The sequence below is a fragment of the Pseudomonas sp. 2VD genome (assembly GCF_005503585.1).
In the GTDB taxonomy this organism is placed as follows: Bacteria; Pseudomonadota; Gammaproteobacteria; order Pseudomonadales; family Pseudomonadaceae; genus Pseudomonas; species Pseudomonas aeruginosa.
This window is the reverse complement of sequence record NZ_SCND01000091.1, coordinates 1-17,314: the sequence shown is the minus strand read 5'-3', so window position 1 is coordinate 17,314 and position 17,314 is coordinate 1. Positions and strand designations below refer to the sequence as shown.

General features: G+C 70.4%; 15 protein-coding genes and 1 pseudogene. 8 read left to right on the top strand and 8 right to left on the bottom strand.

The genetic code is table 11. From position 1 onward, the window contains the following. From mmsA to FFS27_RS12800, 3 genes are all read left to right on the top strand, one after another. On the top strand, positions 1–1,090 hold a 1,090-nt coding region (gene mmsA, locus FFS27_RS12810; protein WP_137952044.1), incomplete at its 5' end, for a CoA-acylating methylmalonate-semialdehyde dehydrogenase. 15 nt (positions 1,091–1,105) lie between these two features. Then, the gene (mmsB, locus tag FFS27_RS12805) at positions 1,106–2,002 is read left to right on the top strand and encodes a 3-hydroxyisobutyrate dehydrogenase (protein ID WP_009877528.1); all 897 of its coding nucleotides are present in this window, start codon (positions 1,106–1,108) and stop codon (positions 2,000–2,002) included. Positions 2,003–2,103: 101 nt separating this feature from the next. After that, positions 2,104–3,990 (top strand): propionyl-CoA synthetase, encoded by a 1,887-nt coding sequence (locus FFS27_RS12800; protein WP_003092138.1) that lies wholly within the window; start codon positions 2,104–2,106, stop codon positions 3,988–3,990. A gap of 57 nt (positions 3,991–4,047) precedes the next feature. On the opposite strand, the gene FFS27_RS12795 is transcribed toward FFS27_RS12800, so the two are convergent. Beyond that, entirely contained in the window at positions 4,048–5,061 is a 1,014-nt protein-coding gene (locus tag FFS27_RS12795) for a zinc-binding alcohol dehydrogenase family protein (protein ID WP_003092136.1), read from the bottom strand. Between the two features lie 21 nt (positions 5,062–5,082). Further along, positions 5,083–5,376: a putative quinol monooxygenase gene (locus FFS27_RS12790; RefSeq protein WP_003104358.1), complete on the bottom strand. Its 294-nt coding sequence runs from the start codon at positions 5,374–5,376 to the stop codon at positions 5,083–5,085. A gap of 95 nt (positions 5,377–5,471) precedes the next feature. Here FFS27_RS12790 and FFS27_RS12785 point away from each other — a divergent pair, with 95 nt between their 5' ends. Beyond that, complete coding sequence (locus FFS27_RS12785) at positions 5,472–6,392, top strand: LysR family transcriptional regulator (RefSeq protein WP_003092132.1); 921 nt, start codon at positions 5,472–5,474, stop codon at positions 6,390–6,392. Further along, a complete protein-coding gene (locus FFS27_RS12780; RefSeq protein WP_003111769.1) occupies positions 6,377–6,679 on the top strand; it encodes a barstar family protein in 303 nt (100 codons plus the stop codon). The genes FFS27_RS12785 and FFS27_RS12780 overlap by 16 nt, the downstream gene beginning before the upstream one ends. On the opposite strand, the gene FFS27_RS12775 is transcribed toward FFS27_RS12780, so the two are convergent. Further along, a complete protein-coding gene (locus FFS27_RS12775) occupies positions 6,680–7,459 on the bottom strand; it encodes a TatD family hydrolase (RefSeq protein WP_003104370.1) in 780 nt (259 codons plus the stop codon). Positions 7,460–7,469: 10 nt separating this feature from the next. Then, positions 7,470–8,459, bottom strand: a complete 990-nt coding sequence (gene cra, locus FFS27_RS12770) for a catabolite repressor/activator (RefSeq protein WP_003104372.1) — start codon at positions 8,457–8,459, stop codon at positions 7,470–7,472. 326 nt (positions 8,460–8,785) lie between these two features. On the opposite strand from cra, the gene ptsP reads away from it, so the two are divergent. Genes ptsP through FFS27_RS12755 form a run of 3 tightly spaced genes read left to right on the top strand, consistent with a single transcriptional unit; the run spans position 8,786 to position 14,359 of the window. After that, positions 8,786–11,656, top strand: a complete 2,871-nt coding sequence (ptsP, locus tag FFS27_RS12765; protein ID WP_023095283.1) for a phosphoenolpyruvate--protein phosphotransferase — start codon at positions 8,786–8,788, stop codon at positions 11,654–11,656. Beyond that, the gene (gene pfkB, locus FFS27_RS12760) at positions 11,656–12,600 is read left to right on the top strand and encodes a 1-phosphofructokinase (RefSeq protein ID WP_023083376.1); all 945 of its coding nucleotides are present in this window, start codon (positions 11,656–11,658) and stop codon (positions 12,598–12,600) included. Before ptsP ends, pfkB begins: the two co-directional genes overlap by 1 nt. 1 nt (position 12,601) lies before the next feature. Beyond that, positions 12,602–14,359, top strand: coding sequence for a PTS fructose-like transporter subunit IIB (locus tag FFS27_RS12755; RefSeq protein WP_003130041.1), 1,758 nt, complete (start codon positions 12,602–12,604; stop codon positions 14,357–14,359). A 152-nt stretch (positions 14,360–14,511) separates the two neighbouring features. On the opposite strand, the gene FFS27_RS12750 is transcribed toward FFS27_RS12755, so the two are convergent. From FFS27_RS12750 to FFS27_RS12735, 4 genes and pseudogenes are all read right to left on the bottom strand, one after another. Further along, entirely contained in the window at positions 14,512–15,906 is a 1,395-nt protein-coding gene (locus FFS27_RS12750; protein WP_023095285.1) for a UDP-glucose 6-dehydrogenase, read from the bottom strand. Beyond that, a complete protein-coding gene (arnF, locus tag FFS27_RS12745; RefSeq protein WP_003124269.1) occupies positions 15,903–16,316 on the bottom strand; it encodes a 4-amino-4-deoxy-L-arabinose-phosphoundecaprenol flippase subunit ArnF in 414 nt (137 codons plus the stop codon). The genes FFS27_RS12750 and arnF overlap by 4 nt, the downstream gene beginning before the upstream one ends. Then, the gene (locus tag FFS27_RS12740; protein WP_003110471.1) at positions 16,313–16,660 is read right to left on the bottom strand and encodes an EamA family transporter; all 348 of its coding nucleotides are present in this window, start codon (positions 16,658–16,660) and stop codon (positions 16,313–16,315) included. Before FFS27_RS12740 ends, arnF begins: the two co-directional genes overlap by 4 nt. After that, positions 16,657–17,314 (bottom strand): annotated as a pseudogene (locus FFS27_RS12735) (lipid IV(A) 4-amino-4-deoxy-L-arabinosyltransferase); the annotation flags it as partial. The pseudogene FFS27_RS12735 and the gene FFS27_RS12740, both read right to left, overlap by 4 nt.

The window sequence follows — 17,314 nt, the reverse complement described above, 5'->3', positions numbered from 1 at the left end:
CAGCATCACCCAGCCGCTGGGCGTGTGCGTTGGCATCACCCCGTTCAACTTCCCGGCGATGATCCCGCTGTGGATGTTCCCGCTGGCCATCGCCTGCGGCAACGCCTTCATCCTCAAGCCTTCCGAGCAGGTGCCGCTGACCAGCGTGCGGCTCGCCGAGCTGTTCCTCGAGGCCGGTGCGCCGAAGGGCGTGCTGCAGGTGGTGCATGGCGGCAAGGAACAGGTCGACCAGTTGCTCAAGCACCCGCAGGTGAAGGCGGTGTCCTTCGTCGGCTCGGTCGCCGTCGGCCAGTACGTCTACCACACCGGCACCGCGCACAATAAGCGCGTGCAGAGCTTCGCCGGGGCGAAGAACCACATGGTGATCATGCCCGACGCGGACAAGGCGCAGGTCATCAGCAACCTGGTCGGTGCCTCGGTGGGCGCGGCCGGGCAGCGCTGCATGGCGATCTCGGTGGCGGTGCTGGTGGGGGCCGCCCGCGAGTGGATTCCGGAAATCCGCGACGCGCTGGCCAAGGTCCGCCCCGGCCCATGGGACGACAGCGGCGCCAGCTACGGCCCGGTGATCAACCCGCAGGCCAAGGCGCGCATCGAGCGCCTGATCGGCCAGGGCGTGGAGGAGGGCGCGCAACTGCTGCTGGATGGCCGCGGCTACAAGGTCGAGGGATACCCGGACGGCAACTGGGTCGGCCCGACGCTGTTCGCCGGGGTGCGCCCGGACATGGCGATCTACCGCGAAGAGGTGTTCGGCCCGGTGCTCTGCCTGGCCGAGGTCGACAGCCTGGAGCAGGCGATCCGCCTGATCAACGAAAGCCCCTACGGCAACGGCACCTCGATCTTCACCAGCTCCGGCGCCGCGGCGCGGACCTTCCAGCACCACATCGAGGTCGGCCAGGTGGGCATCAACATCCCGATTCCGGTACCGCTGCCGTTCTTCTCCTTCACCGGTTGGAAGGGCTCGTTCTACGGCGACCTGCACGCCTACGGCAAGCAGGGCGTGCGCTTCTACACCGAGACCAAGACCGTGACCGCGCGCTGGTTCGACAGCGATAGCGTGGCCGGGACCAACTTCTCGATCCAGATGCGCTGAAAGGGAGACGGACCGATGACCGACATCGCATTCCTCGGCCTGGGCAACATGGGTGGGCCGATGGCCGCCAACCTGCTCAAGGCCGGCCACCGGGTGAATGTCTTCGACTTGCAGCCCAAGGCCGTGCTGAGCCTGGTCGAGCAGGGCGCGCAGGGCGCCGATAGCGCCTTGCAGTGCTGCGAAGGCGCCGAAGTGGTGATCAGCATGCTGCCGGCCGGGCAGCACGTGGAAAGCCTGTATCTCGGCGACGACGGCCTGCTCGCGCGGGTCGCCGGCAAGCCCCTGCTGATCGACTGCTCGACCATCGCCCCGGAGACCGCGCGCAAGGTCGCCGAGGCCGCCGCGGCGAAGGGCCTGACCCTGCTCGACGCGCCGGTTTCCGGCGGCGTCGGCGGCGCCCGCGCCGGCACCCTGAGCTTCATCGTCGGCGGCCCCGCCGAAGGCTTCGCGCGGGCCCGGCCGATCCTCGAGAACATGGGCCGGAACATCTTCCACGCCGGCGATCACGGCGCCGGTCAGGTGGCGAAGATCTGCAACAACATGCTCCTCGGCATCCTCATGGCCGGCACCGCCGAGGCCCTGGCGCTGGGGGTGAAGAACGGCCTCGATCCGGCGGTGCTGTCCGAGGTGATGAAGCAGAGTTCCGGCGGCAACTGGGCGCTGAACCTCTACAACCCCTGGCCCGGGGTGATGCCGCAGGCGCCGGCGAGCAACGGCTATGCCGGCGGTTTCCAGGTGCGCCTGATGAACAAGGACCTCGGCCTGGCGCTGGCCAACGCCCAGGCGGTGCAGGCCTCGACGCCACTCGGCGCGCTGGCGCGCAACCTGTTCAGCCTGCACGCCCAGGCCGATGCCGAGCACGACGGGCTGGACTTCTCCAGCATCCAGAAGCTCTACCGCGGCAAGGACTGACCCCTACGACCAAAGGTTGATGGCGGGTGCCCGGCGCCCGCCCATACTCCAAGGCTCACTCACTGCTTCATCCCTAATAAGAACAATCAGAGGGCTGGAACATGACGTACCTGCAGCAGCACGCCCGCTCGATCGCCGAGCCGGCCGCGTTCTGGGCCGAACAGGCCCGTTCCCTGGCCTGGTACCAGGCGCCCGCGAATATCCTCGAAAGCCTGCCCGACGGCACCCATCGCTGGTTCGCCGATGGCCGCCTGAACAGCGCCTACCTGGCCCTCGACCGGCAGATCGAGGAGGGGCGCGGCGAACAGACCGCGCTGATCTACGACTCGCCGGTGACCGGCACCCAGGACCGCTACAGCTACCTGCGGCTGCGCGACGAAGTGGCGCGCCTGGCCGGCGCCCTGCGGGCCCTCGGGGTCGGCAAGGGCGACCGGGTGATCATCTACATGCCGATGGTGCCGCAGGCGGCCATGGCGATGCTCGCCTGCGCGCGCCTGGGCGCGGTGCATTCGGTGGTGTTCGGTGGCTTCGCTCCCTACGAACTGGCCCTGCGCATCGACGACGCCACGCCGAAGCTGGTGCTCACCGCTTCCTGCGGGCTGGAGTTCGACCGGGTGATCGAATACAAGCCGCTGGTGGACAAGGCCCTCGAACTGGCGATCCACCAGCCTGCCCACGTCATGGTCTGGCAACGCCCGCAGGCGCTCGCGCGCCTCCACCCGGGCCGCGACCTGGACTGGCAGGACTGCCTCGCCGCCGCCGAGCCGGCCGATCCGCTGCCGGTGGCCAGCGGCGATCCGCTGTACATCATGTACACCTCGGGCACCACCGGTAAGCCCAAGGGCATCGTCCGCGACAACGGTGGCCACGCGGTGGCGGTGCGCTACGCGGTCCGCACTATCTACGGCATGCAGGCCGGCGACGTCTGGTGGGGGATCTCCGACGTCGGCTGGGTGGTCGGCCACTCGCTGATCGTCTACGGCCCGCTGATGTGCGGCTGTACCACGGTGTTCTACGAAGGCAAGCCGGTGCGTACGCCGGACGCCGGCGCCTACTGGCGGGTGATCGAAGAGCACAGGGTGAACAGCCTGTTCTGCGCGCCGACGGCGATCCGCGCGATCCGCAAGGAAGACCCGCATGGCGAACGGGTGAAGCGCTACGACCTAAGTTCGCTGCGCCACCTGTTCCTGGCCGGCGAGAAGCTCGACAGCAGCACCCAGCACTGGCTGGAGGAGCACACCGGGCGGCCGGTCCACGACCACTGGTGGCAGACCGAGACCGGCTGGCCGGTGACCGCGCCCTGCATCGGGATCGCCGGCCACGACCTGCGGGCCGGTTCGACCAACCGCGCGGTGCCCGGCTACCACGTGCAGGTGCTGGACGACGAAGGCCGGCCGCTGGGAGCGAACCGCCAGGGCGCGATCGTCATCGCCCTGCCGTTGCCGCCGGGCTGCGCGCAGACCCTCTGGGGCGACCACCCGCGCTACCTGCAGGCCTACCTGGGCAACTATCCCGGCTACTACCACACCGGCGACGGCGGTTATCTCGACGAGGACGGCTTCGTCTACATCATGGGGCGCACCGACGACGTGATAAACGTTTCCGGGCATCGCCTCTCCACCGGCGAGATGGAGGAACGCGTGGCGCAGCACCAGGCGGTTGCCGAGTGCGCGGTGATCGGCGTGCGGGACGAACTCAAGGGCCACGTGCCGCTGGGCCTGGTGGTGCTCAAGGACGATGCCGGGATCGCCGCCGAGCAACTGCAGCGCGAGCTGGTGGCGCTGGTCCGCGAACAGATCGGCGCGCTGGCCTGCTTCCAGCGGGTGGTGGTGGTCAAGCGGCTGCCGAAGACCCGCTCCGGGAAGATCCTCCGCGCGGTGCTGCGCAAGATCGCCGATGGCGAGGATTACGCGGCGCCATCGACCATCGACGACCCGACGATCCTTGGCGAGATCGAGGCTGCGCTGAGGGTGCGCAAGGCGGGATAGCAAAGGCCAGGGGCACGGCGGTAGGGTGGAAAACGCCGCGCCCCGTGGTCCTGCCGTTCAGAACCCTTCGAGAACGATCTTGCCCTTGGCCCGGCCGCTCTCCAGCAGCGCGTGGGCGCGGCGCAGGTTGGCCGCGTCGATGCGGCCGAAATGCTCGCCGACGGTGGTCTTCAACACGCCTTCGTCGATCAGCCCGGCGACCCGCTCCAGCAGCCGGTGCTGCTCGATCATGTCGTCGGTCTGGAACATCGAGCGGGTGTACATGAACTCCCAGTGCAGCGACAGGCTCTTCTGCTTCAGCTTGCCGATGTCCAGCGACGCCGGGTCGTCGATCAGCGCCAGGCGGCCTTGCGGGCGCAGCGCGGCGACGATCTGTTCGAGGTGCTGGTCGGTGTGGGTCAGGCTGGCGACGTGGCTGACCTCGGCGATGCCGATCCGCTTCAGCTCTTCGGCCAGCGGCTTGCCGTGGTCGATCACATGGTGCGCGCCGAGGTCGCGGACCCAGGCCTGGGTCTCTGCGCGCGAGGCGGTGCCGATCACGTTCAGGCCGGTCAGTTGCCGGGCCAGTTGGACCAGGATCGAACCGACCCCGCCGGCGGCGCCGACCACCAGCAGGCTCTGGCCCTGGTCGGCCTTGCCTTCGGCGATCTGCAAGCGCTCGAAGAGCAGTTCCCAGGCAGTGATGGTGGTCAGCGGCAGGGCCGCGGCCTGGGCGAAGTCGAGGCTTTTCGGCAGGTGCCCGGCAATGCGCTCGTCGACCCGATGCAGCTCGCTGTTGCTGCCGGGGCGGGTGATGTCCCCGGCGTACCAGACCCGGTCGCCAGGACGGAACAGGCTGACCTCGCTGCCGACCGCGCGCACCACGCCCGCCGCATCCCAGCCCAGCACCTTGGCCTGGCCGGCTTCCGGCTGGGCGCGCTGGCGGACCTTGGTATCCACCGGGTTGACCGAGATGGCGCGGACCTCCACCAGCAGGTCGCGTGGGCCCGGCGTGGGCTCGGGCAGTTCGAGGTCGAGCAGGGCGTCGGGATGGTCGATGGGCAGGGATTGGTAGTAACCGACAGCTTTCATGGGAACTCCGGGAAACGGGCCTCAGGCGAGGCGATAGAGTTGGTCGATCTTCACGTTCTGCAGCAGGGCTTCGTTGCCGCGGCTGAAGCGCAGGAAGTGTTCGGTGTTCTGGTGCCGCTCCAGGGCGGCGTCGTCGCGCCACTGCTCGATCATGTAGAACAGGTGGGAGTCGTGGCGGTCCTGATGCAGGTCGTACTGCAGGCAACCAGCCTCGGCGCGCGACGGGGCGACCAGGGCGCGCAATTCGCGTTCCAGGGCCTCGGCGTGGCCGGGGGCGGCGGTGATGGTGGCGATCAGGGTGAGGGGTGTGCTCATGGTGGGTTCCTTCGATGGGGCGGAGTCAGGATGGGCTATTTCAAATCGCTGAAAAACAGGCTATCAGGGAAGACTCTTTCAAAGGAATCTTGAAAATGCTGCGTTACGACGACCTCCAGGTGTTCGTCCACACCAGCGACAGCGGCTCGTTGTCCGCCGCCGCGCGCCAGTTGGAGATTTCCCCGGCGGTGGCCAGCGCGGCGCTGAAGCGCCTGGAAAGCGAGCTGGAGGTACGCCTGTTCGCCCGCTCCACCCGCAGCCTGCGCCTGACTCCCGAGGGCGACGCGTTCCTCCTGCATGCCCGCGCCTCGTTGCGCAGCCTGGAGGAGGGGCGCCGGTTGCTGCAGGGCGGCAAGGACCAGATCGCCGGGGTACTGCAGCTTTCCGCGCCCTCCGACTTCGGCCGCAACCTGCTGCTGCCATGGCTCGACGAGTTCCAGGCGCGCTATCCGCAACTGAGCCTGCGCCTGCTGCTCGGCGACCGGGTGACCGATCTCTACCGGCAACCGGTGGACGTGGCGATCCGCTACGGCGCACCGGCCGACTCCAGCCTGGTCGCCCTGCCGCTGGCGCCGGACAACCGGCGAGTGCTCTGCGCCGCGCCGGGCTACCTGGCGGAGCGCGGCGAGCCGCGCCAGCCGGACGACCTGCGCGAGCACAATTGCCTGCTCTACCAACTCGGCGGCCGGGTACACGACCGCTGGGCGTTCCAGCGGGGCCGCCGCAGCCTGACCCTGACGGTCGCCGGCGACCGTGTCTGCGACGACGCCGACGTGGTGCGGCGCTGGGCCCTGGCCGGCAAGGGGCTGGTCTACAAGTCCTGGCTGGACGTGGCCGAGGACGTGCGCGCCGGGCGCCTGCGCCTGCTGCTGCCGGAGTGGCAGGGCGAGGCGACGCCGATGAACCTCTTGTGTACCCACCGCGCTCAGTTGACCCGTCCGGTGACCCTCTTGCGCGCGTTCGTGCGCGAGCGTTGCGACGCATTGCTGGCGGAGGCTCCATGGACGAGGAACTGAACCGGGCGGCGAGCCTGGCCATCGAGCTGGCGGACGTGGACAGCGCCGCGCGCTTGCACGAACGCCTGCGCGAGGCCCTGGCGTTGCCGCCGTGGTACGGATGCAACTGGGATGCCTTCTGGGACGCCATCAGCGGCCTGGTGCCGATGCCCCGGCGATTGCGTCTGCAAGGCTGGAGCGACTTCGCCCGGCGCCTGCCGGAGGAAGCGGCGCAGCTTTCGGCCTGCCTGGAGGCGTTGCGCGAGACGTACCCGCAACTGGCGCCGGAAGTCCTGCGCGACGCTTGATCAGTCCCAGCCGAACAGCTCGGCGGCGTTGCGGCTGCTGCTCGCCGCCAGTTCCTCGGCGTCGACCCCGCGCAGCTCGGCGAGGGCGCGGCAGATGTCCGGCAGGTGCTCCGGACTGTTGCGCTGGCCGGGATGCATCGATGGCGCCATGTCCGGCGCATCGGTTTCCAGCACGATGGCCTCGGCCGGCAGCTCCGCCGCCACCTTGCGCAGGCGGTTGGCCTGCGGCCAGGTCGGCGCGCCGCCGAGGCCGAGGCGGAAGCCGAGCTTGAGGTACTCGCGGGCTTCCTCGCGGCTGCCGGCGAAGGCATGGATGATGCCGCGGCGCTCCAGGCGGATGCGCTTGAGGGTGGCGATGGTCGCCGCGTGGGCGCGGCGCACGTGGATCAGCGCCGGCAGGCGGAATTCCGCGGCCAGCCGCAGTTGGGCCTCGAACAGCGCCTGCTGGGCGTCGCGGTCGAGGTGTTCCAGGTAATAGTCCAGGCCGATCTCGCCGACCGCGCAGAGCTTCGTCTCGCCGCGCAGGCGTTGCAGCCACTGGCGCAGGTCGTCCAGGTGCTGCGGGCGGTGCCGCGCCAGGTAGACGGGGTGCAGGCCGAGCGCCGCGTACAGGCCATCCTCGGCCTGCGCCAGGTCCCAGACCCGTTGCCAGTTCTCGCGGTAGACGCCGAGCACCACCTGGCGCTCGACCCCCAGCGCGCGGCTGCGTTGCAGCAGCGCGGCGCGGTCGGCGTCGAAGTCCGGGAAGTCGAGGTGGTTGTGGGTGTCGACCAGGCGCATGGCGGCCGGCTCAGTCGCGCAGCTTGAGTTGCCGGGGGACGGCGTGCAGGCCCGGCCGGTAGTCGTTCTCCTCGACCGCGCGGAGCGCCAGTTCGAGGGCGTTGGCGGCGATCAGCGCGTGCTGCTGGTAGATCGAGTTGACCTTCAGCGGCACGAAGTCGAGCAACTGGGTGTCGCCGAAGGTCGCCACCCGCAAGCCTTCGGGCCAACCGTCGGCGCGCGCCTGGAACACATCGAAGACGCCTTCGAGGAGTACATAGGCAGTGGTCACCAGGGCGTCGGGCAGGTAGCCCAGGCGCTCGAGCAATTGCTCCATCAGGCGGCGTCCGCACTCGCGGCTGAACACCTCGGCATGCTCGACGATGACCTCGCCGCGGAAGTCCTTCAGCGCCTGGCGGAAGCCGGCGGCGCGGTCGTGGCTGATGATCAGGTCCGCCCGCGCGCCGAGCAGGGCGATATGGCGCGGCGCCGGTTGCAACAGGGTTTCGGTGAGGCGGCGCGCGGCGTCCTGGTCATCGCTGATCACCGAGGCGAAGCGCTGCGGGTCGAGCTGGCGGTCGATGGCCACCACCGGCAGGCCTTCGGCGACCAGCCGGGCATGGGTATCATCCCCGGCCGGCAGGCAACTGGCGACGATCAGCGCGTCGCAGCGGCGCGCGCGGAACAGGTTGACCACCTGGCGCTCGGTCTCCGGCTCGTCGTCGGAGCAGGCGATCAGCAACTGGTAGCCGCGCGCCCGGGCGCCTTGTTCGAGTTGCTTGGCGAGGCGGGCGTAGCTGGGGTTTTCCAGGTCCGGGAGGATGAAGCCGAGGGTGCGGGTCTGCCCGCGGCGCAGGCCGGCGGCCTGCTGGTCCGGCTGGTAGCCGTGTTCCTCGACCACGGCAAGCACGCGCTCGACGGTGGCGGCGCTGATGCGCCGCTGGGCGGCCTTGCCATTGATGACGTAGCTGGCGGTGGTCACCGAGACCCCGGCCAGGCGGGCGATATCACTGAGTTTCAAACCGATCTCTACTGGAGGCGACGACAAGTTGGGCTTCAAGGATCAATCATTATCGGGTAACGTGCCAATTTAATTAAGTGAATCGATTCAGCAAAAGATTCCGGCGAAGCCGGCGCCCCTGCCCCAGGCTGCCTCGCGCAGCCCGAACGCGGCGCCGCCTACGCTATGGCAGGTCAATGACAACAAGCGGATCACCGCCCCAGGCTGTACGGAAGGCTCCCGCGAGCCGCTTTCCGCTACCGCCGGCACATCCCGCGCCCGCGCCTCGGCGCGGCGGGACGATCCGGACGTGAGACGGGGAGCCGTTCGCTCCTGAGGAGGTTTCCATGCTCGAACTCGATACCCGGCAGATCCGCATGGGCCAGCGCGCCGCGGACAAGGCCGAAGCCCTGCGCCTGCTCGGCGCGGCGCTGGTCGCCGACGGCCTGGCCGCGCCCGGCTATGCCGAGGGCCTGAAGGCGCGCGAGGCACAAGGCTCCACCTACCTCGGCCAGGGCATCGCCATACCCCATGGGACCCCGGATACCCGCGAGCTGGTCTTCAGCACCGGTGTGCGCCTGCTGCAATTCCCCGAGGGAGTGGACTGGGGCGATGGCCAGCAGGTCTACCTGGCCATCGGCATCGCGGCGAAGTCCGACGAACACCTGCAGCTCCTGCAATTGCTCACCCGCGCCCTCGGCGAGGCCGACCTGGGACCGGCGCTGAGCGCGGCCGCCAGCGCCGAGGAAGTCCTCGGCCTGTTGCAGGGCGCGCCGCAGGAACTGGCGCTGGACGCACAACTGGTCGGCCTCGGCCAGAACGCCGAGGACCTCGACGAACTGGCCTGGCTCGGCGCGCGCCTGTTGAAGAAGGCCGGCTGCGTGGAGAACGGCTTCGCCGCCGTGCTCCAGCAGACCGAACCGTTGCCGCTGGGCGACGGGCTGTGCTGGTTGCACAGCGAACAATTGGTGAAGCGCCCCGGGCTGGCCTTCGTCACTCCGGCGCAACCGTTGCAGCACCAGGGGCAACCGGTCACCGGGCTGTTCTGCCTGGCCAGCCTGGGCGAAGCGCACCAGGCGCTGCTCGAACGCCTGTGCGACCTGTTGCTGGAAGGGCGTGGCGCCGAGCTGGTGCGCGCCACCAGCAGCCGCAGCGTACTCGCGGCGCTCGGTGGCGAGCTGCCGCCGGACTGGCCCAGCGCGCGAGCGGTCCTGGCCAACCCGCATGGCCTGCATGCCCGCCCGGCGCAGGCGCTGGCGCAGCTGGCCAAGGGCTTCGCCGGCGAGATCCGGGTACGCCTGGCCGACAGCGAGGCGGCCCCCGTCTCGGCGAAGAGCCTGAGCAAGCTGCTCGCCCTCGGCGCGCGACGCGGCCAGACGCTGGAGTTCAGCGCCGAGCCGGCGATCGCCGAGGACGCGCTGCCAGCCTTGCTGGCCGCGGTGCGCGAGGGGCTCGGCGAGGAGGTCGAAGCGCTGGCGGAGGAGGCCTTGCCCGATGCCGTCGGCGAGGCGGAAGAGGATGCCCGGCCGGCGCCGCTGCGCGCCGGCGAGCGCCTGCAGGCGATCGCCGCGTCGCCGGGCATCGCCAGTGGTCCGGCGCATGTCCAGGTGGCGCAGCGCTTCGAGTTCCAGCCGCGTGGCGAGTCGCCGGCCCATGAACGCGAGCGCCTGCTGCGGGCCAAGCGGGCGGTGGACGAGGAGATCGTCGGCCTGGTCGAACGCAGCACGGTGAAGGCGATCCGCGAGATTTTCGTCACCCACCGGGAGATGCTCGACGATCCGGAACTGGCCGAGCAGGTGCAACTGCGCCTGAATCGCGGCGAAAGCGCCGAAGCGGCCTGGAGTCGGGTAGTGGAAGACAGCGCGGCGCAGCAGGAGGCGCTGCACGACACCTTGCTCGCCGAGCGCGCCGCCGACCTCCGCGACCTCGGCCGGCGGGTGCTGGCCAGGCTCTGCGGGGTGGAGGCGCCGCGCGAGCCGGAGCAGCCGTACATCCTGGTGATGGACGAGGTCGGCCCCTCCGATGTCGCCCGCCTCGACGCCCAGCGGGTCGCCGGCATCCTCACGGCGCGCGGCGGCGCCACTTCGCACAGCGCGATCATCGCCCGCGCCCTCGGCATTCCGGCATTGGTCGGCGCCGGCGCGGCGGTGCTCGGCCTGGAGCCGGGCACGGCACTGCTGCTGGATGGCGAGCACGGCTGGCTGCAGGTGGCGCCGAGCACCGAACAGTTGCAGCAGGCCGCCGCCGAGCGCGACGCCCGCCAGCAGCGCCAGGCCCGCGCCGACGCGCAGCGTCTGGAGCCTGCGCGGACCCGCGACGGCCACGCGGTGGAAGTCTGCGCCAACCTTGGCGACACCGCCGGCGCCGCGCGCGCGGTGGAGCTGGGCGCCGAGGGCGTTGGCCTGCTGCGCACCGAGTTCGTCTTCATGAACAACGCCCGCGCGCCGGACCTGGCGACCCAGGAAGCGGAATACCGTCGGGTGCTCGACGCCCTCGACGGACGTCCGCTGGTGGCGCGGACCCTGGATGTCGGCGGGGACAAGCCGCTGCCGTACTGGCCGATTCCCCACGAAGAGAATCCCTATCTGGGCCTGCGCGGTATCCGCCTGACCCTGCAGCGACCGCAGATCCTCGAGACCCAGTTGCGCGCGCTGTTCCGCGCCGCCGGGGAGCGGCCGCTGCGGGTGATGTTCCCGATGGTCGGCAGCCTCGACGAATGGCGCCAGGCGCGTGACCTGGCGCTGCGCCTGCGCGAGGAAATCCCGCTGGCCGACCTGCAACTGGGGATCATGGTCGAGGTGCCCTCGGCGGCGTTGCTCGCGCCGGTGCTGGCCCGCGAGGTGGATTTCTTCAGCGTCGGCACCAACGACCTGACCCAGTACACCCTGGCTATCGATCGCGGCCACCCGAGTCTTTCGGCCCAGGCCGACGGCCTGCATCCGGCGGTGCTGCAACTGATCGACATGACCGTCCGCGCCGCCCACGCCGAGGGCAAGTGGGTCGGCGTCTGCGGCGAACTGGCGGCCGACCCGCTGGCGTTGCCGCTGCTGGTCGGCCTGGGAGTGGACGAGCTGAGCGTCTCGGCGCGCAGCATCGCCCTGGTCAAGGCCGGCGTGCGCGAACTGCAGCTGGTCGCTGCGCGCGGCCTGGCCCGCAAAGCCCTGGGCCTGGCGAGCGCCGCCGAGGTCCGGGCCCTGGTGGAAGCGGAGGTGCAGTAATGGCGCGGATCCTGACGATTACCCTGAACCCGGCGCTGGACCTCACCGTGCGCCTGCGCCAGCTGGAACTGGGGGCGGTTAACCGCAGCGAGGCGGTGCTGACCCAGGCCGCCGGCAAGGGCCTGAACGTCGCCCAGGTGCTTGCCGACCTCGGCCATCGGTTGACGGTCAGCGGCTTCCTCGGCGAAGACAACCAGCCGCCGTTCACCGCCATGTTCCAGCGTCGTGGCTTCGCCGATGCGTTCGTCCGGGTGCCTGGCGAAACCCGCAGCAACATCAAGCTGGCCGAGCGCGGCGGGCGCGTCAGCGACCTCAACGGGCCGGGCCCGGAGGCCGACGAGCGAGCCCAGGCGGCGTTGCTCGAACGCCTCGACCGGCTTGCCGGAGAGCACGAGCTGGCGGTGGTCGCCGGCAGCCTGCCGCGCGGCGTCGAGCCGGAGTGGCTGGGCGAACTGCTGCGGCGCTTGCGGCGCCTCGGCCTGAAGGTCGCCTTCGACAGCAGCGGCGCGGCCCTGCGCGAAGGTGTGAAGGCTGCGCCGTGGATGATCAAGCCGAACGTCGAGGAACTGGCCGACCTCTGCTCGGCGCCGATGGACGACCTGGCCGCACAGCGCCAGGCGGCCGAACGCCTGCGCCATGACGGGGTAGGCCAGGTGGTGATTTCCCAGGGCGCCGCGGGGGTCAACTGGTTCGCCGCCGAGGGTGCCTGGCAGGCGCGGCCGCCAGCGGTGGAAGTGGCCAGCACGGTGGGCGCCGGCGATTCCCTGCTGGCCGGCATGCTGCACGGCCTGGCCAGCGGCTGGCCGGCCGAGCGGGTGCTGCGTCAGGCCACCGCCATCGCCAGCCTGGCGGTGACCCAGTTCGAGTTCGGCATCGGCGATCCGCAGCGCCTGGCGCGGATCGAAGCGGGCGTCGTGGTGCAGCCATTGGTCGAGGAGGCCTGAGATGAAACTAGCGATCGTCACCGCCTGCCCTGGCGGACAGGTCACCAGCGTGCTCGCCGCGCGCCTGCTGCGGGGCGCCGCCGAGCGCCTGGGCTGGGAAACCTGCGTCGAGGCGAATGCCGGGTCGAGGCCCGAGGGCGAACTGAGCGCCGAACAGATCGCCGAAGCCGACTGGGTCCTGCTGGTCGGCGTCGAGCCGCTGGCGGCGGCGCGTTTCGTCGGCAAGCCGGTGTATCGCGCGCGTCCCGCCGAGGCGCTGGCCGATCCGCGCGCCTTCCTCCAGCGGGCCGCCGCCCTGGCGAGCGTGGAGGTCGCCGGGGACGAGGCCGGCCTGGTTGCGCCGGAGGCCGGAGCGGCACCGCGGATCGTCGCGGTGACCGCCTGTCCGACCGGCGTGGCGCATACCTTCATGGCCGCCGAGGCGTTGCAGCTCGCGGCGGGGCAACTGGGCTTCGCGTTGCAGGTCGAGACCCAGGGCTCGGTCGGCGCGCGCAACCCGCTCGACCCGGCGGACATCGCCGCCGCCGACGTGGTCCTGCTGGCCGCCGACATCGACGTGGACACGGCCCGTTTCGCCGGCAAGAAGATCTACCGTTGCGGCACCGGCGTGGCCCTCAAGCAGGCCCGCGCGACGCTCGAGCGGGCGCTGGCGGAAGGGCAGGTCGAGAGCGCGGGCGCAGCCAGCGCGGTGGTCGCCAGGGACGAGAAGCGCGGGGTGTACAAGCACCTGCTGACCGGGGTGTCGTTCATGTTGCCGATGGTGGTCGCGGGCGGCCTGCTGATCGCCCTGTCGCTGGCCTTCGGCATCGATGCCTACAAGCAGCCGGGCAGCCTGGCGGCGGTGCTGAGGACGGTCGGCGACACGGCTTTCGTCCTGATGGTGCCGGTGCTCGCCGGCTACATCGCCTATTCCATCGCCGACCGCCCGGGCCTGGCGCCGGGCATGCTCGGCGGCCTGCTCGCCGGGACCCTCGGCGCCGGGTTCATCGGCGGGATAGTCGCCGGCTTCATCGCCGGCTATGCGGCGCGGGCCATCAGCCACGGGCTGAGGCTGCCGGCGAGCCTGGAAGCGCTGAAGCCGATCCTGGTCATCCCGTTGCTGGCCAGCCTGGTCACCGGCCTGCTGATGCTCTACGTGGTCGGCAAGCCGGTGGCCGGGATGCTCGCGGCTCTGACCGGGTTCCTCGACGGCATGGGTACCTCCAATGCCATCCTCCTCGGCCTGCTGCTCGGCGGGATGATGTGCGTCGACCTCGGCGGACCGGTCAACAAGGCCGCCTACGCCTTTTCCGTCGGCCTGCTCTCGTCGCACAGCTACGCGCCGATGGCGGCGGTGATGGCGGCGGGCATGGTGCCGCCGATCGGCATGGGCCTGGCGACCCTGCTGGCGCGGCGCAAGTTCGCCGAGAGCGAGCGGCAGGCCGGCAAGGCAGCCTCGGTGCTGGGGCTGTGCTTCATCTCCGAAGGCGCCATCCCGTTCGCCGCCAAGGACCCGCTGCGGGTGATCCCGGCGAGCATCGCCGGCGGCGCGCTGACCGGCGCCCTGTCGATGTACTTCGGCTGCAAGTTGCAGGCGCCTCACGGCGGGTTGTTCGTGATGCTGGTGCCCAACGCGATCAACCACGCCCTGGCGTACCTGCTGGCGATCGTCGCCGGCAGCCTGCTTACCGGGCTGCTCTACGCCGTGCTCAAGCGCGGCGCCGAGCCGGGGCTGGCGCTGGGGACCTCGTCCTCGCGGGAACCGGCGGCTGGCGGATAGCCGCGAGGCGGTCATGCGCCCTACGCCACCTGAGCTACGTGGCAGGGGGTAGGGCGAATAACGCCGCAGGCGTTATCCGCCGATACTCCGGCGAACCGGCGGATAACCGCAGCGGTTATTCGCCCCAGCGGTCGATCCGACCTGGGGCGGCCTCAGGCCTGGCGCAACAGGCGCAGGCCATCTTCCTGTGCGAGGCTGGCCTCGTTGATCGGCAACGAGCAGGACTGCCCGCGTCCCATCGGGTAGTAGTGGAAGCCGTGGCGGGCCATGCGCTCGGGGTCGTAGAGGTTGCGCCCGTCGAAGATCACCGGGGCCTTCAGGCGCTCCTTGAGCAGCTCGAAATCCGGTGCCTTGAATTGCTGCCACTCGGTGCAGATGACCAGTGCATCGGCGCCTCCCAGGGTCGCCTCGGGGGTGCCCATCAGGCTCAGGCGTTCGTCGTGGCCATAGAGCCGCTGGGTTTCCTGCATGGCTTCGGGATCGTAGGCGCGCACCTGCGCGCCGTGGCGCCAGAGCGCTTCCATCAGTTCGCGGCTGGGCGCGTCGCGCATGTCGTCGGTGTTCGGCTTGAAGGCCAGGCCCCAGAGGGCGAAGGTCTTGCCGCGCAGGTCGCCGTCGTAGAACACCCGGATGCGTTCGAACAGCTTGTGCTTCTGCCGCCGGTTGATCGCTTCCACTGCCTGCAACAGGTCGCTGGAGCAATGCGCCTGCTCGGCGCTGTGGATCAGCGCGCGCATGTCCTTGGGGAAGCAGGAGCCGCCGTAGCCGCAGCCGGGGTAGATGAAGTGGTAGCCGATCCGCGGGTCGGCGCCGATGCCCTGGCGCACCGCCTCGATGTCGGCGCCGAGGTGTTCGGCCAGTTCGGCGATCTGGTTGATGAAGCTGATCTTGGTCGCCAGCATGCCGTTCGCCGCGTACTTGGTCAGTTCGGCGCTGCGCAGGCCCATGAACAGCATGCGGTCGTGGTTGCGGTTGAACGGCTCGTAGAGTTCGCGCATCACCTGGCGCACCTCTTCGTTGTCGCAGCCGACCACGATGCGGTCCGGGCGTCGGCAGTCGGCGACGGCGGAGCCTTCCTTGAGGAATTCCGGGTTGGAGACGATCTCGAATTCCAGCTCGCGTCCGTCGGCTTCCAGGCGCCGCTCGATGTGCGCGCGCAGGCGGTCGCCGGTGCCTACCGGGACGGTCGATTTCTCCACCACGATGACGGGCTTGCGGCGATGCTCGGCGATGGCATCGGCCACCGCGAAGACCGCGCCGAGATCGGCCGCGCCGTCCTCGCCAGGCGGGGTGCCGACCGCGATGAACTGCACCCGGCCGTGTTCCACGGCCAGGCGCGCATCGCTGCTGAAACGCAGGCGGCCGCTGTCCAGGCCTTCGCGCAGCAAGGCGTCGAGCCCGGGTTCGTAGATGCTGGCGAGGCCCTGCGCGAGGCGTTCGACCTTGTTCCGGTCGATGTCCATGCACAGTACATCGTGGCCCACTTCGGCGAGGACGGCGGCCTGCACCAGTCCTACATAGCCACTGCCGAATACGCTGATCTTCATGGTGCTTTCCTCGACGGATGATGCGCGGGCGCGGCAGCGGTGCGGCGGGCGTTGACGGTCAACACGCCGAGCACCACCAGGCCTACGCCCAGGGTCTTGCTGGTACTGAAGGTTTCATCGAACGCCGGCAGGCTCGCCGCCAGCAGGTAGACCAGCGCGTAGCTGGCGCTCAACAGGCTGTAGGCGCGGCCCAGCGGCAGGTGGCGCAGGGCGGCCAGCCAGCACAGCAGGGAGGCGGCGTAGGCCGCCACCGCCAGGGCTACCGCGAGCAGCGCGGCGCGCTCCGGCGTTTGCCCGGCCCAGGCTTCCGGTAGCGGCAGGCGGCTCATGCCCCAGCGCATGCCGAGCTGGGCGGCGCTGGCCAGCAGCATGCTGCCCAGGGCCGCCAGCCAGCCGCGTAGCGCGTTCATGCGCTCCTCCCGAGCAGGGCCACGCCGGCGACGATCAGCAACAGGCCGGCGAGGTGGCGGCGATCCACCGGCTCATCGAAGACGAAGCGTGCCGCCAGGGTGACCAGGACGAAGTTCAGCGCCAGCATCGGATAGGCGCTGCCGACTTCCACCCGTTGCAGGAGCAGCAGCCAGCAGAGCAGGCCGAGCCCGAGGGCGAGCAGCGCCAGCCACGGCCACGGACTGCGCAGGCGCGCCGTCCAGCCGTCGGCGGCGACCAGGTGCCAGTGCTCCACGGTGAGCTTCTGCGCAACCTGGCCGAGGCCGGTCATGAGCAGGGTGGCGAGCAGCAGCGCGGCGCTCATGGGCGCACCTGCGGCAGGATCGCCAGGACCAGGTTGCCGTTCCGGTAGCGTTCGCCGTCGCCCGGCAACAGCGCCAGCTGGTAGCGGTCGCTGGCGCTGTTGATCCGCAGCAGCACGGCAACCGAGCCGTCCTGGCGTGCCCGCCAGAGCCACTGGCGGATGTCTGCCAAGGGCACGCTGCGCTGGCTGTGCTCGGGGTAGGAGAGGCCGTACTTCAGCTCGCCGCGCGTGTCGTAGAGCGTCACGTCGCTACGGCGCAGGCGCCAGGCGAGGGCCGAGGCGGCGCCGAGGTCGTTGCTCAGCAGATGGCGGGCGCCGGTCAGTTCGTCGAGGTGTTCGGCGACGAACAGGTCGGGGGTCTTGTTCTGCACCACATGGTTGGGCATCGCTGCCGGCAGCAGCGCGATCAGCACCCAGCTCGCCAGCAGCGGCGCGGCCCAGGCGCGTAGCGGGTAGCGCCACTGGGCGAGGCCGGCGGCGGCCCAGGCGCCGATCACCAGCAGGACCAGGAACAGCTCGAAGGGTTCTTCCTGGTACACCGGCTTGCGCAGTTGCAGGTAGGCCAGGGCCGCCAGCGCGAGGAGCGCCAGGCCCAGGTTGAGCAGCCCGTTGCCGCGCAGCGCGACGCTGTTCCCCAGGCGCAGCCGCTGCACC